General features: G+C 68.1%; 13 protein-coding genes. 11 read left to right on the forward strand and 2 right to left on the reverse strand.

Features of this window, described 5'->3' with window-relative positions; genetic code table 11:
- Nucleotides 1-5 precede the first annotated feature (5 nt).
- Both AC5Y46_RS18365 and AC5Y46_RS18370 read left to right on the forward strand, forming a co-directional pair.
- On the forward strand, nucleotides 6-824 hold the full coding sequence (locus tag AC5Y46_RS18365; protein WP_499992431.1) for an LmeA family phospholipid-binding protein: 819 nt from the start codon (nucleotides 6-8) through the stop codon (nucleotides 822-824).
- Nucleotides 825-960: 136 nt separating this feature from the next.
- Entirely contained in the window at nucleotides 961-1,476 is a 516-nt protein-coding gene (locus tag AC5Y46_RS18370; RefSeq protein WP_499992432.1) for a hypothetical protein, read from the forward strand.
- 6 nt (nucleotides 1,477-1,482) lie between these two features.
- Here AC5Y46_RS18370 and AC5Y46_RS18375 read toward each other — a convergent pair whose 3' ends face one another.
- Nucleotides 1,483-2,337, reverse strand: a complete 855-nt coding sequence (locus AC5Y46_RS18375; RefSeq protein WP_499992433.1) for a L,D-transpeptidase — start codon at nucleotides 2,335-2,337, stop codon at nucleotides 1,483-1,485.
- A gap of 152 nt (nucleotides 2,338-2,489) precedes the next feature.
- On the opposite strand from AC5Y46_RS18375, the gene AC5Y46_RS18380 reads away from it, so the two are divergent.
- From AC5Y46_RS18380 to mddA, 6 genes are all read left to right on the forward strand, one after another.
- Nucleotides 2,490-3,122, forward strand: a complete 633-nt coding sequence (locus tag AC5Y46_RS18380; RefSeq protein WP_499992434.1) for a ComF family protein — start codon at nucleotides 2,490-2,492, stop codon at nucleotides 3,120-3,122.
- A gap of 287 nt (nucleotides 3,123-3,409) precedes the next feature.
- On the forward strand, nucleotides 3,410-4,108 hold the full coding sequence (hpf, locus tag AC5Y46_RS18385; RefSeq protein WP_499992435.1) for a ribosome hibernation-promoting factor, HPF/YfiA family: 699 nt from the start codon (nucleotides 3,410-3,412) through the stop codon (nucleotides 4,106-4,108).
- A 98-nt stretch (nucleotides 4,109-4,206) separates the two neighbouring features.
- Nucleotides 4,207-7,041, forward strand: a complete 2,835-nt coding sequence (gene secA, locus AC5Y46_RS18390; RefSeq protein ID WP_499992436.1) for a preprotein translocase subunit SecA — start codon at nucleotides 4,207-4,209, stop codon at nucleotides 7,039-7,041.
- Between the two features lie 351 nt (nucleotides 7,042-7,392).
- Nucleotides 7,393-8,133, forward strand: coding sequence for a hypothetical protein (locus AC5Y46_RS18395; RefSeq protein WP_499941786.1), 741 nt, complete (start codon nucleotides 7,393-7,395; stop codon nucleotides 8,131-8,133).
- Between the two features lie 31 nt (nucleotides 8,134-8,164).
- Nucleotides 8,165-9,724: an HD domain-containing phosphohydrolase gene (locus AC5Y46_RS18400; RefSeq protein ID WP_499941788.1), complete on the forward strand. Its 1,560-nt coding sequence runs from the start codon at nucleotides 8,165-8,167 to the stop codon at nucleotides 9,722-9,724.
- A gap of 54 nt (nucleotides 9,725-9,778) precedes the next feature.
- Nucleotides 9,779-10,528: a methanethiol S-methyltransferase gene (gene mddA / locus AC5Y46_RS18405; protein WP_499941789.1), complete on the forward strand. Its 750-nt coding sequence runs from the start codon at nucleotides 9,779-9,781 to the stop codon at nucleotides 10,526-10,528.
- 2 nt (nucleotides 10,529-10,530) lie between these two features.
- Here mddA and AC5Y46_RS18410 read toward each other — a convergent pair whose 3' ends face one another.
- The gene (locus AC5Y46_RS18410; protein WP_499941791.1) at nucleotides 10,531-11,010 is read right to left on the reverse strand and encodes an Rv3235 family protein; all 480 of its coding nucleotides are present in this window, start codon (nucleotides 11,008-11,010) and stop codon (nucleotides 10,531-10,533) included.
- Nucleotides 11,011-11,201: 191 nt separating this feature from the next.
- Here AC5Y46_RS18410 and AC5Y46_RS18415 point away from each other — a divergent pair, with 191 nt between their 5' ends.
- From AC5Y46_RS18415 to AC5Y46_RS18425, 3 genes are read left to right on the forward strand one after another with little or no spacing between them, the layout of a single operon-like run.
- A complete protein-coding gene (locus AC5Y46_RS18415) occupies nucleotides 11,202-12,620 on the forward strand; it encodes a WS/DGAT/MGAT family O-acyltransferase (RefSeq protein WP_499941793.1) in 1,419 nt (472 codons plus the stop codon).
- Nucleotides 12,621-12,633: 13 nt separating this feature from the next.
- Complete coding sequence (gene ppk2, locus AC5Y46_RS18420) at nucleotides 12,634-13,497, forward strand: polyphosphate kinase 2 (RefSeq protein ID WP_499941795.1); 864 nt, start codon at nucleotides 12,634-12,636, stop codon at nucleotides 13,495-13,497.
- Entirely contained in the window at nucleotides 13,494-14,006 is a 513-nt protein-coding gene (locus AC5Y46_RS18425) for a DUF6912 family protein (RefSeq protein WP_499992437.1), read from the forward strand. Before ppk2 ends, AC5Y46_RS18425 begins: the two co-directional genes overlap by 4 nt.
- Nucleotides 14,007-14,017: the final 11 nt, after the last annotated feature.

A 14,017-nucleotide genomic window follows, 5' to 3' on the forward strand; every position in this document is an offset into this window, starting at 1 on the left:
GGTAGATGCCGAAGGTTCCGTTCCTGCGTTGGGATGACCCGTTCCGCGCCCTGGAGGCGCTGGCGTCGCTGTGGTCGTCCACGGGGTTGCCGGCAGTGGGCGCGCAGGCCGCCGCCGTGCCCTACAAGACGTTGTTCGCCACGCTGCAGCAGCTACTCGTCGGCAAGGAACTGACGGTGCGCATCGGTGAGCACGACGTGGTGCTCACCGTGACCGAGCTGGAGTCCGACCTGGACCCGCAGGGTCTCCCCGTCGGTCAGCTGGGCGAGGTCCGGGTGGCCGCCCGCGACATCAAATGGGACGACAACCGGCTGCAGAGCGCCGTTGCCGTGCTGCACAACGTGCACATCCGGCCCGGGGTCCCGCCGATGGTGGTGGCGGCCCCGGCAAACCTGTCCTCCGAGCTCTCCGAAGAGGTCTTCGACGACGTGTTGCGCCAAGCGGCGCCGCAGTTGCGCAGTGAGTTGGGTGAGCACGGGACCGCGCGACTGCGCTGGGCGCGGCAACCGGCGCTGGGTGGTCTGGAGGTCGACGCCGACGTCACCGGGAACACGTTGTGGCTGCGCCCTCGTGCCGTCGTCGCCGGACACCGCAGGTGGAAGCTGCCGGTGCGGACCCCGTCCTACCGGGTGCCGTTGCCGGAACTGCCGCTCGGCCTGATGATCACCGGTGTCGAGCTGTCGCCGGACGGTCTGCGGGTGTCCGGACTACTGCCGGAATGGCGCATGGAGCTGCCGCTGCGGGCGCTGGAGGAGCTGATCACCCGGCTGAGCCAGGGCGCGCTGAGCTTCAGCTGGCCGTCGCTGTGGTGGGGTTCGGACTGATCGAAGTCACCGTTCGGCCAACCCGAGGTCACGGCACGGCGCGAGCTGCGTATCGGTTCGGCAACTGATGTTTGCCCAGGTCTGGGCGGTCGATACGGTTCGGGGACCATCGGGCACGAGCAAGGAGAAACAGGCATTGCGGAGCTTGGAGCGATTCAGCGTTGCGGTTGCGGTCAGCGCCGGGCTGTGCGGAGCCGCCTTGGCGCTGAGCCCGGACGGCTCGGCCACGCCGTTGCGGACCGGCGGTGCCGGGTGCGTCGACCAGCTGACGGGAGTGGTCCCCGCGGCGCCGATCGCGCCGATGGCCCTGCCCGGACCGGTGGCCGGGGCGGTCCCGGTGGTGCCGGTGGTGCCCGCCGCGCCCCCGGTCCTACCGCCGGTGCCGGTGGCGCCGGTGGTGCCCGCCGCGCCGATCGTGCCGGTCGCCGGGGCGGGCGCGCTGCCCGCCGACGGGGTGCCCGCCGCTCCGGTGACCAAAGCGGCCGGCACGGGCAAGGGTGCGCCGATGAGTGCGCCGCCGGCGCAGGCCGCCGCGCCCGTGGTGCTGCCCGGCCCGGCAGCGGAACCTCCGGCTGCGCCCATCCCCGCCACGCTGACCGGTTCGACCATGGCGGCCGCCGGTTGTGCGGCCATCCCCGGCCTGGCGCGCTAACGCGGGCTACGAAGGCGGCAGCTGACGCACCTTGTCGGCCTCCTTGTCTCCCGCTCTGCTCACCCCCTGTTCCACGATCACCGGGTCACCGACGTTGACCGTGTCGAAATACCACTCCGCGTCGGCGGGACTCAGGCTGATGCAACCGTGGCTGACGTTCTCCAGGCCCATCGCCGGAACCGCCCACGGAGCCGAGTGCACGAACAGCCCCCGGTTGGTGATGCGCACCGCGTAGTCCACCTTGAGCTGGTAGCCGTCCGGGTCGTCGACGGGGATGCCCACCGAACTCGAATCCATGATCACCGAGCGCTCTTTGGCGAGCACGCTGTAGGTGCCCACCGGGGTCGCGAACTCCGGCCGGCCCATCGACGCCGGCAGCACCCCTTCCTCACCGAAGTGCGGCCGGTGGTGCGGCGCCGGCCGCGGGCCCGCCGCTGCGTCGTCGATGCGCACGGTGAACGTGTGATTGGTGATGTCGGCCACGCCGACGACCTTCGGGCCGGTCTGGAACTCGGTGCGCAGGCCGCCCACCGACAGCATCACGGTGCTGTGGGCCGGCCAGTAGCGGTCCGGAACCCATTGCACGACGTTGCGGTCGAGCCACTCGAACCTGCCGGACATCGCCGGCACCGACTTCACCTCGATGGCACGCTCGGTCGCCTGCCGGTCGGTGACGGGACCGCCGAACGTCACCACCAGGGGATGCGCGACACCCACCACCGCCCCGCGCGCGGGTAGCACCGAGGCGATGTCGAGGTGGGCCTGCTCGTGCACTGCCGTCAGCGTCACGCCGGCTTGCCCGGTGCACACCGTCGCGGTGATCCCGAGGATCACGACCAGTGACCGTATTGCCGCCCGCATCGTGCTCTCCCAACATTCGAGTCTGTCGTCGCTCGGATCGTAGGGCGCGCCGCAACGGCGAATAGGTAAGCGCGCGTGCGCTTTCGGTCAGGGTTTGATTACAGCTCGGTCTCCGGTCGGGACATGTCAGACCCGGTGGCCAGACTGGCGTGGTGCTCGACCTCGTGTTGCCGCTGGAGTGCGGCGGCTGCGCAGCGCCCGGGACGCGCTGGTGTGCGGCGTGCGCCCGCGAGCTGTCGGTGGCCGCCGGGGAACCGCAGCTGGTCAGTCGGCGGGTGGATCCCGACGTGCCGATCTTCTCGCTGGGCCGCTACGCCGGCGCGCGGCGGCAGGCGATCCTCGCGCTCAAGGAGCGAGGCCGGGGTGACCTCGTCGCGCCGTTGGCGTACGCACTGGCCGTGGGGGTGCACCGGTTGCTGGTCTGGGGGATGGTCGGCACGCCGTTGACGCTGGTGCCCGCCCCGACCCGGTGGTCTGCGGCGCGGCGGCGCGGCGGCGATCCCGTCGCGCGGGTGGCCAGGGCCGCCGTCGCCGGCAATCCCGACATCCACGTCGTCACGGCACTGCGGATGCGGGCACTGGTGCGCGACTCGGTGGGCCTGGGCACCTCGGCGCGCGAACGCAACGTGGCCGGGCGGGTGCTGTTGCGCGCTCCGGTGCCGCGCGGTGAGGTGCTGGTCGTCGACGACGTCGTCACCACCGGCGCAACGGCCGCCGAATCGGTCCGCGTGCTGCAGGCCGCGGGCGTCGTGGTGGCAGGGGTGCTGACGCTGGCGGCAGCGTGAGCGGTAGCGGCGAGCGGTGAATTCAAAGAACTCGCAACAGGTTTGCGAATTGAGTGGCACGGTGAGGCGAACACGGGCTAACGTCGGAAGCAGATTCGACGACTTACGTCGCGATATTGCCCGAGTTCCGCGGTACCCGCGGTAGGAGGTGAGTATTCGATCTCTTGCTCCGGCGGGCAGCCTGCGACGGTGGCTTCCACAGACCCGTTCTTACCCCGTCGGCGCGTATTGCCATTGCCGGGCACGCATGGTGCGTGTGACGTGAAAAGAGAAACGAGTTGTCAACAATGTCAAGGCTTTCCGTTGATTCCCAGCAAGTGCTAGACACGGTGGACTCTGCAGGAACCGAAGACCAGACCGAACCGACGGCCGGCGCGGATATCGTGTTCAAGGGCCGCAACGTCGAGATCCCCGACCACTTCCGGGTCTACGTCTCACAGAAGCTCGCCCGTTGCGAGCGGTTCGACAAGACCATTTACCTTTTCGACGTCGAACTCGACCACGAACGCAATCGCCGTCAGCGCAAGGCCTGTCAACGCGTCGAGATCACCGCCCGCGGTCGCGGTCCGGTGGTCCGCGGCGAGGCCTGCGCCGACAGTTTCTACGCCGCACTGGAATCGGCCGTCGTCAAACTCGAGAGCCGGCTGCGCAGAGGCAAGGACCGCCGCAAGGTGCACTACGGCGACAAAACCCCGGTGTCGCTGGCCGAGGCCACCGCGGTGGTACCGCCGGAGAACGCGTTCAGCGCCGCGCCGACCGAGGCGCACGATCACGACGGTGTCGAGCCGGAACAGCACGACCACGCACCCGGACGGGTGGTGCGCACCAAGGACCACCCGGCCAAACCGATGTCGGTCGACGACGCGCTCTACGAGATGGAGCTGGTCGGGCACGACTTCTTCCTGTTTCTGGACAAGGAGACCGACCAGGCGTCCGTGGTGTACCGCCGGCGCGGCTACGACTACGGGTTGATCCGCTTGGCTTGAGGACCGGGGTCCGGCAGCGGGGCTTCACCTACGATGGGGATCGCTCGTAAAGAAGAAGACTCCTATCTACAGGGGAACACCCCAAAGGGGACAACACTGTGCTGTCGAGATTGCTGCGCCTCGGTGAAGGTCGCATGGTCAAGCGCCTCCAGAAGGTGGCCGACTATGTCAACACGTTGTCCGACGACGTCGAGAAACTCAGCGATGCCGAGCTCAAGGCCAAGACCGACGAGTTCAGGAAGCGCCTGAAAGAGGGCGAAGACCTCGAGGACCTGCTGCCCGAAGCGTTCGCCGTGGCCCGCGAGGCCGCCTGGCGGGTGCTCGACCAACGCCCGTTCGACGTGCAGGTCATGGGCGCGGCCGCCCTGCACCTGGGCAACGTCGCCGAGATGAAGACCGGTGAGGGCAAGACGCTGACCTGTGTGTTGCCGGCCTATCTCAACGCGCTCGCCGGCAAGGGCGTGCACGTCGTCACCGTCAACGACTACCTGGCCAAACGTGACAGCGAGTGGATGGGCCGGGTGCACCGCTTCCTGGGCCTGGAGGTCGGGGTGATTCTCGCGCAGATGACGCCCGAGGAGCGCCGCGTCGCCTACGGCGCCGACATCACCTACGGCACCAACAACGAGTTCGGCTTCGACTACCTGCGCGACAACATGGCGCATTCGCTGGACGATCTGGTGCAGCGCGGCCACAACTTCGCCATCGTCGACGAGGTCGACTCCATCCTGATCGACGAGGCCCGCACCCCGCTGATCATTTCCGGTCCGGCCGACGGCGCGTCCAACTGGTACACCGAGTTCGCCCGGATCGCGCCGTTGATGGAAAAGGACGTCCACTACGAGGTCGACCTGCGCAAACGCACCGTCGGCGTACACGAGAAGGGTGTGGAGTTCGTCGAGGACCAGCTCGGCATCGACAATCTGTACGAGGCCGCCAACTCGCCGCTGGTCAGCTACCTCAACAACGCGCTGAAGGCCAAGGAGCTGTTCAACCGCGACAAGGACTACATCGTCCGCGACGGCGAGGTGCTGATCGTCGACGAGTTCACCGGCCGGGTGCTGCTCGGCCGCCGCTACAACGAGGGCATGCACCAGGCCATCGAGGCCAAAGAGCACGTCGAGATCAAGGCCGAGAACCAGACGCTGGCCACCATCACCCTGCAGAACTACTTCCGGCTCTACGACAAGCTCGCCGGAATGACCGGCACCGCCCAGACCGAGGCGGCCGAGCTGCACGAGATCTACAAGCTGGGAGTGGTGTCGATCCCCACCAACAGGCCGATGGTCCGCACCGACCAGGGCGACCTGATCTACAAGACCGAAGAGGCCAAGTACATCGCGGTGGTCGACGACGTCTCCGAACGCTACGAGAAGGGCCAGCCGGTCCTGATCGGCACCACCAGCGTGGAGCGCTCGGAATACCTGTCCCGGCAGTTCACCAAGCGCCGGATCCCGCACAACGTGCTCAACGCCAAGTACCACGAGCAGGAGGCCGGCATCATCGCCGAGGCCGGCCGGCGCGGCGGCATCACCGTGGCCACCAACATGGCCGGCCGTGGCACCGACATCGTGCTCGGCGGCAACGTCGACTTCCTCACCGACAAGCGGCTGCGGGAGCGCGGCCTGGATCCGGTGGAGACGGCCGACGAGTACGAGGCGGCCTGGCACGAGGAACTGCCCAAGGTCAAGGACGAGGCCGCGGCGGAGGCCGAGGAAGTCGTCGAGGCCGGCGGGCTGTACGTGCTGGGCACCGAACGCCACGAGTCGCGGCGTATCGACAACCAGTTGCGGGGTCGCTCCGGACGGCAGGGTGACCCGGGGGAGTCGCGGTTCTACCTGTCGCTGGGCGACGAGCTGATGCGGCGGTTCAACGGGGCCGCGCTGGAGTCGATGCTCAACCGGCTGAACCTGCCCGACGACGTGCCGATCGAAGCCAAGATGGTCACCCGGGCGATCAAGAGCGCCCAGACCCAGGTCGAGCAGCAGAACTTCGAGATGCGCAAGAACGTCCTGAAGTACGACGAGGTGATGAACCAGCAGCGCAAGGTCATCTACGCCGAGCGCCGCCGGATCCTGGAGGGCGAGAACCTGGCCGAGCAGGCCAAGGAGATGCTGACCGACGTCATCACCGCCTACGTCGACGGCGCGACCAGCGAAGGCTACGCCGAGGACTGGGACCTGGACGCGCTGTGGACCGCGCTGAAGACGCTGTACCCGGTCGGCATCAGCCACGAGTCGCTCATCCACCACGACGAGGACTCCGAGCGCGACGACCTGACCCGCGAGGAATTGCTCGAGGCGCTCCTCGAGGACGCTGAAAAGTCTTACGCTGCAAGGGAAGCCGAACTGGAAGGCATTGCCGGCGAGGGCGCGATGCGCCAGCTGGAGCGCAACGTGCTGCTCAACGTGATCGACCGTAAGTGGCGCGAGCACCTCTACGAGATGGACTACCTCAAAGAGGGCATCGGGTTGCGGGCGATGGCCCAGCGCGACCCGCTGGTCGAGTATCAGCGCGAGGGCTACGACATGTTCATGGCCATGCTTGACGGCATGAAGGAGGAGTCGGTCGGCTTCCTGTTCAACGTCAGCGTGGAGGCGGTCCCAGCGCCGCAGGTCGAACTCGCCCCGGTCGAGACGCCCGAAGGTTTGGCGGAGCTGGATGCCGACGACAAGCCCGATACTCCGGCGCCCCAGCCGGCCCTCAAGGAGCCGGTCAGCACGTTGCGCGCCAAGGGAATTGACAACGAGGCTCCCGCGCTGACCTACACCGGACCGTCGGAGGACGGTTCGGCGCAGGTGCAGCGCAACGGCGGGGCGGCGGCCAAGACGTCGGCCGGCGCGGCGGCGGGAGGTACTCGCCGGGAGCGGCGTGCCGCGGCGCGGCAGCAGGGGCGTGGCGCCAAGCCGCCGAAGTCGGTCAAGAAGCGCTAGCGGCTCGCCTGCCGCCGCCACCCAGTGTGCGCCTGTCCGCGCACTCGCGGGGCGCTCGCCCGTCGTCGTTGCGGTCACGCTAGCGTGACGCTCGGCGCTCGGCGCCACGCTAGCGTGACGCTCGGCGCGCTCCGCTGCCGGCGAGTGTGCAGCCAGCCGCGCACTGGGCGTCGAGTGTCGGCAGGCCGCGCATTCGCGAGGCGCTCGCCCGTCGTCGTTGCGGTCACGCTAGCGTGACGCTCGGCGCTCGGCGCCACGCTGGCGTGACGCTCGGCGCGTCCACCAGCGCCCGAGCAAGTTGAGGCAGTCGCCTCATGTGCCGCGACGGCCCACGCGCGCACCCTGCTACCCATGACGCACACACCTTTCGATGCCGCCACGGCCGTCCTGCAAAACCCGACCCTGCCCGACGGAGACGACGAGCGATTCGTCGGCTTCGGAGTGATGGGCCTGCCATTCGCCAGCGGCCACTACCTGGCGCTGCGGCACTTCCCCAAAGCGACGTTCGCCCCGGCATACAAGTCGGTCTGGCACCGCGACCCCGCCGGCATCTGGACCTTCTACGCGACGACGTGCGGTGCGCAGAGCTGCGCGCGCTACTTCAGCTCGGCGACCCCGCAGGACGCGGTCCAGTGCGACATCACCGTCGAATGGCTCAGCCCCTGGTCGCTGCACGTCCGCATCCCCGGACTGCTGGAGTGGCAACTCGACATCCGCTCCACGCTGTCGACGCGGCTGATGAGCGCCGTCGGCTCCCGGCTGCCGGGCGGCACCTGGACGAACCGGCCGGCATTGGGCGCGTTGAGCCGGGCGGCCGGTCTGGCGCTGGGCGCCGGACAGGTGCGGCTGGCCGGCACCGCGCCCAACGGGCAACGATTCATGATCGCCCCGCGACAGCTGTGGGCGGTGTCGCGATCCCACGCCGTCCTGCAGGGCACCGACCTCGGCCCGGTGGGCCCGTTGCCAACTCAGGCGCGCCTGGCGGGTTTCCGGCCGCCGCAGCGGGGCCTGTTCGTCGTCGGCTCCGGGCACTTCGAACGCTTCGACGCCGACCGCCACCACGCCGTGCGGCGCACTGTCTTGATCGACTGACGCGCCCACAATAGGAGCCCACAATAGGAGCATGGTGCCCGCCACCGACCCGTCTTCGCTGCCGACCCGCGCCGAGTTGCTCGCGGCTTTGTCGGTGGCGATCGACCTCGGCCTGGGTCAGCCCGCCGAACACATGCTGCGGGCCGCCCTGATCGCCACCCGCCTCGCCGACAGACTGGGCCTGCCAGCGCAACAACGCGACAGCGCGTACTACACCACGCTGATCATGTGGATCGGCTGTCACGCCGACTCCCACGAGTACGCGCAGTGGTTCGGCGACGACATCGGTGTGCGCCATGACTCCTACCTGGTCGACTGGTCCGGCCTGCCCTATATGCGTTTCCTGATCGGCAACATCGGCCGCGGCCAGCCGCTGCTGCAGCGGGTCAGCATGATGGCGACACTGCTGGTCAATGCCCGCGGTCAGATATCGCGAATGATCCACTCGCACTGCGCATCCGCGGCGCTGCTGGCCGACCGGCTCGGTCTGGGTGCCGACGTGCAGACGGCCTTGGCGTGCGCGTTCGAACGCTACGACGGCGGCGGCCTGCCGACCGGCGCCCGCGGCGACGGAATCCCGATCCAGATGCGCGTCGCCCAGGTCGCGGAGATGGCCGAGGTGCACCATCGCACCTACGGCGTCCAGGGTGCGGTGGCGATGGTGCGGGCACGTCGCGGTGGCCAGTTCGATCCGCAGGTCGCCGACATGTTCCTGCAACACGCCGAGGAGATCCTGGACGGTCCGCCCACCGGGGACGTGTGGGAGACGGCGTTGCGGGCGGCGCCGGACCGTCATCACCGGCTCGATGACCAGACGTTGGACACGTTGCTGGTCGCACTGGGTGACTTCGTCGACCTCAAATGTCCGTTCACACTGGGGCATTCGCGGGCGGTGGCGCGGCTGGCCGGGGACGCCGCCGTCGCCGCCGGTCTCGACGACGACGCGGTGACGCTGACCCGCCGCGCCGGTCACGTCCACGACGTGGGCCGCATCGGGGTCTCGAATCAGCTCTGGTCGCGCCCGGGTTCCCTGACCTCGGCCGAGTTCGAGCGAGTCCGGCTGCATCCGTACTTCACCGTGCGGATCCTCAACCAGGTGCCCGGGCTGCGGCAGCTTGCCGAGGTCGCCGGCAACCACCACGAATGCCTGGACGGCTCGGGGTACCCCCGGGGTCTGCCCGGCAGCGCGCTGGGCCCGCCCGACCGTATCCTCGCCACCGCCGTCAGCTACCAATCCGCTTGCGAGCCAAGGCCGTACCGCAAGGAGATGCCGCCGGACGCGGCGGCCCGGCGGCTGCACGGACGGGTGCAGACCGGTGAGCTCGACCCAGTCGCCGTCGAAGCGGTGTTACACGCCGCGGGGCATCGCGCGCAACGGCCGCAGTTGCGTCCGGACGGCCTCACCCCACGCGAGGTCGAAGTGCTGTGCCTGGTCGCGCGCGGATCCTCCAACAAGGAGATCGCGGCGGAACTGGTGATCAGTGAGAAGACAGCCCGCAACCACGTCGAGCGCACCTACGCCAAGATCGGTGTGTCCAACCGCATCGGCGCAAGCATGTATGCGCTGCGGCACGGATTGGTGAACTCGTAATGATGGGGCAACCGCCTCATGCGCCGCGGCCCCCATCCGGCACACACTCGGGTTATGAAGCGATACTTGACAATTGGTTACGGCACGCTCAGTTATCTGATCTTTCTGGGCGCTTTCGGTTACGCGGTCGTCTTCGTGGGCGCAATCCTGGTGCCGCGCAACGTCGATCACGGAATCGCCGCGTCCCCGGGACAGGCGCTGGCAATAAATGTGGCGCTGCTGGGCGTCTTCGGCGTCCAGCACAGCGTGATGGCGCGGCCGGCATTCAAACGGTGGTGGACGCGCTGGGTGCCGCCGTCGATCGAACGCAGCACGTACGTGTTGCTGGCTAGTGCGGCCCTGGTGCTGTTGTTCTGGCAGTGGCGCACCCTGCCGGCGCTGGTGTGGGACGTGCGCTCACCGGCCGTGCGGTTGCTGCTGTGGGCGTTGTTCTGGCTGGGATGGGCACTGGTGTTGGCCTCGACCTTCATGATCAACCATTTCGACCTGTTCGGGTTGCGGCAGGTGTATCTGGCCTGGCGCGGAAAGCCTTACACCGAACTGGGTTTCCGCACCCACCTGCTTTACCGGCTGGTGCGACACCCGATTATGCTCGGATTCCTGGTCGCCTTCTGGGCGACGCCGACGATGACGGCCGGGCACCTGGTCTTCGCGATCGGCACCACCGCCTACATCCTGGTGGCGCTGCAACTGGAAGAGCGTGACCTGGTGGCCGCGCTGGGGGAGCAGTACCGTGACTACCGGCGCCGCGTGCCGATGCTGATCCCGCGCCCCGCTCACACCGAAACTGTTGTCCCGCAATAGGTTCAGCCGATGTGCAGCGCGACCACCAGCCAGCGGCCCGGCGTGGGCAGCTGTTCCACCCGGCAGGCGATCGCGTGCACCCGGTTGCCCCGGCTGTAAGTGCCGAACACCTCGGCGCTGGTGTCGCGTGAAGCGCTCGGCTGCAGCCGCATTCTGCGCAGTACCGCCGCACCGGACTGCCCGGCGATCCCTCCGCTCACTGCCAGGACGGAGTCGACGAGCTCCGGTGCCAACACCGTGCCCAGCTGGACGGCGGGGCGCCGGCGGTCGATGACTTCCAGCACGCGACGCAACGCAGCGTCGGCGAACATGGCCGCCTGACGCATCTGCGGGGACAGCGGCGTGGCGTCCGGTTGGTTGTGCGGGCGGGGACGGGCGGGGCGCATTGAGGCGTGCGATGATGATCCGCGCCGCGGGAGATTGCGCGTCGGGGGTTCGTACTCGATTACCGGCGTGACGGCGACAGTGGGCAACGGGCACACTCCAACTCGAACGGCAGACGAGCAGAGAGTGTCAGACAATCGGTGTCTTGGGTATTCAGTCGTCGGCCCTCATCCACAACACCGGCGGCGCGCACCCGGACAGTCGCGCACGCCCGTCGGTCGATACCGTGGCCGAGAGGTGTGTCCGATTTGCGAAATGCACGTCGACTCGAGCAGGGGGAGGTGGCCGTATGGTGACCAGGTTGTCCCCAGCCGACGCGTCCTTCTATCGGCGGGAGAACACCGCCACCCCGATGTACGTCGGCTCGCTGGCGATATTGCGCCGGCCTCGGTCCGGGCTCAGTTACGAGAAGTTGCTGGCCACCGTCGAACAACGGTTGCCGCAGATTCCGCGCTACCGCCAGAAGGTTCGCGAAGTCAAGGCCGGCATAGCCCGCCCGGTGTGGATCGACGACCGCGACTTCGACATCACCTATCATGTCCGGCGCTCGGCGCTACCGTCGCCGGGCAGTGACGAACAACTACACGAACTGATCGCGCGGCTGGCCGCCCGGCCGTTGGACAAGTCGCGGCCACTGTGGGAGATGTACCTGGTCGAAGGGTTGGCCAAGAACCGGATCGCGCTCTACACCAAGTCACATCAGGCCTTGATCAACGGCATGAGTGCGCTGGAGATCAATCACGTCATCGCCGATCGCAGCCGGCGGGCGCCGCCGTTCCCCGAGGACATCTGGATCCCCGAACGCGACCCGGGCACCACCCGGCTGGTGCTCGGGGCGATCGGCGACTGGATCGTCGGGCCCGGCGCCCAGTTGCAGGCCGTCGGGTCCGCGGTCGCGGGACTGATGACCAACTCGGCTCAGGTCGTCGATGCCGCCCGCCGCGTCGTCGACGTCGCACGCACCGTGGCGCGGGGCACCGCACCCAGCAGTCCGCTCAACGCCACCGTGTCCCGCAACAGGCGGTTCACCGTCGCGCGCGGCAAACTCGACGACTACCGCAGTGTGCGGGCGCGGTATGACTGCGACATCAACGACGTGGTGCTGGCGGTGATCGCCGGCGCGCTGAGCAACTGGCTGCTGTCGCGCGGCGAGGCCGTGCCCCAGACGGCGGTGGTGCGCGCGATGGCACCGCTATCGGTCTACCCCGACGACCAGCTCGATCCCTCCGGACCGGGTCAGGCGATGAGCGAGGTGACGCCGTTCCTGGTGGACCTGCCGGTCGGGGAGGGCAATGCGGTGGTCCGGTTGTCCCAGATCGCCCATGCCACCGAGTCGAATCCGACGGCGTCCAGCCTGGTGGACGCCAGAACCATCGTCACGTTGTCCGGTTTCGCGCCGCCGACACTGCACGCGATGGGCATCCGGGTGGCGACCAGCTTCCCGACGCTGTCCCGCCAGCCGTTCAACCTGCTGATCACCAATGCCCCCGGCGCGCAATCGCAGATGTACGTCGCCGGCACCAAGTTGCTCGAGACCTACGCCGTGCCGCCGTTGCTGCACAACCAGGCGTTGGCCATCAGCGTCACGTCCTACAACGGCACGCTCTATTTCGGGATCAATGCCGACCGCGACGCGATGAGCGACGTGGACCTGCTGCCGGGGCTGTTGCAGCAATCGCTGGACGAGTTGCTGGGAGCTTCGCGCTAGTAACATCCGTTGGGTGAGCACCCCGAGCAAGGCCGGCGCGCCGGCGAAGGCGAAGAAGAAGAAGTCGACCGCGCCCGATGTACGCAAGATCCCCAACGGCCTCTACGAAGCCGAATTGTTCAGGCTGCAAACAGAATTCGTGAAACTGCAGGAATGGGTGCGGCATACCGGTGCGCGGCTGGTGGTGATCTTCGAGGGTCGCGACGCGGCAGGCAAGGGCGGTGCCATCAAGCGGATCACCGAGTACCTCAGTCCCCGCATCGCCCATGTCGCGGCGTTGCCGGTGCCGACCGGCCGCGAACGTGGACAGTGGTACTACCAGCGCTACATCGCCCATCTGCCGACCAAGGGCGAGATCGTGCTGTTCGACCGGTCCTGGTACAACCGCGCCGGCATCGAGAAGGTGATGGGATTCTGCACGCCCCAGGAATATGCGCTGTTCTTGCGTCAGACCCCGCTCTTCGAGCAGATGCTGATCGACGACGGGATCCTGCTGCGCAAATACTGGTTCTCGGTGTCCGACGCCGAGCAGTTGCGCCGTTTCAAGGCGCGGCTCAATGATCCTGTGCGGCAATGGAAGTTGAGTCCGATGGATCTGGAGTCGGTGTACCGGTGGGAGGATTACTCGCGCGCCAAGGACGAGATGATGGTGCACACAGACACCCCGGTCAGCCCCTGGTACGTCGTGGAATCCGACATCAAGAAGCACGCGCGGTTGAACATGATGGCCCACTTGCTCTCCACCGTCGACTACACGGAGGTGGAGATCCCGAAGGTCAAGTTGCCCGCCCGCCCGGTCATCACCGGCAACTACCAGCGCCCGGCCCGTGAACTGCAGAAGTACGTCACCGATCACGTCGCGACGCTGATGCCATGACCCAGGTCTACATCCCGGCGACCCTGGCCATGCTGCAGCAACTCGTCGCCGAGGGTTCGTGGCGCCCGGTCAACGGAACCGCGTTCGCGGTCACGCCGGCCCTGCGGGAGTCCTACGCCGAGGGCGACGACGACGAGCTCGCCGAGGTGGCGCTGGGCGAGGCGGCGTTGGCGTCGCTGCGGTTGCTGGCCGACGAAGACGCGGGTTCGCTGCCGCGGCGCCGGGTGGTGCTGGCCGTCGAGGTCGACCTGGACGGCGAAGAGGCGGCCTACCGGCCCGATCTGGACGACGCCGTGGTCCGGATCGCCGGCCCGGTACAGCTGGACCGGGTGATCGCGGCGTACGTGGACAACGCGGCCGCCGAGCCGGCGGTGGCGGCGGCGATCGAGGTCATCGACGCCGCGGACCTGGGTGACGAGGATGCCGAACTGACCGTCGGCGACGCCCAGGATCACGATCTGGCCTGGTACGCCAACCAGGAACTGCCGTTCCTGCTCGAGTTCCTGTGACGCCTCGCTGG

Source organism: Mycobacterium sp. NGS59 (assembly GCF_059812345.1).

Bases quoted from the DNA above. Each gene is read 5' to 3' on its own strand.
- AC5Y46_RS18375 (WP_499992433.1), bottom strand. From the start codon at position 2,337: ATGCGGGCGGCAATACGGTCACTGGTCGTGATCCTCGGGATCACCGCG.
- AC5Y46_RS18365 (WP_499992431.1), top strand. From the start codon at position 6: ATGCCGAAGGTTCCGTTCCTGCGTTGGGATGACCCGTTCCGCGCCCTG.
- AC5Y46_RS18415 (WP_499941793.1), top strand. From the start codon at position 11,202: ATGGTGACCAGGTTGTCCCCAGCCGACGCGTCCTTCTATCGGCGGGAG.
- AC5Y46_RS18425 (WP_499992437.1), top strand. From the start codon at position 13,494: ATGACCCAGGTCTACATCCCGGCGACCCTGGCCATGCTGCAGCAACTC.
- hpf (WP_499992435.1), top strand. From the start codon at position 3,410: ATGTCAAGGCTTTCCGTTGATTCCCAGCAAGTGCTAGACACGGTGGAC.
- AC5Y46_RS18395 (WP_499941786.1), top strand. From the start codon at position 7,393: ATGACGCACACACCTTTCGATGCCGCCACGGCCGTCCTGCAAAACCCG.
- AC5Y46_RS18400 (WP_499941788.1), top strand. From the start codon at position 8,165: ATGGTGCCCGCCACCGACCCGTCTTCGCTGCCGACCCGCGCCGAGTTG.
- mddA (WP_499941789.1), top strand. From the start codon at position 9,779: ATGAAGCGATACTTGACAATTGGTTACGGCACGCTCAGTTATCTGATC.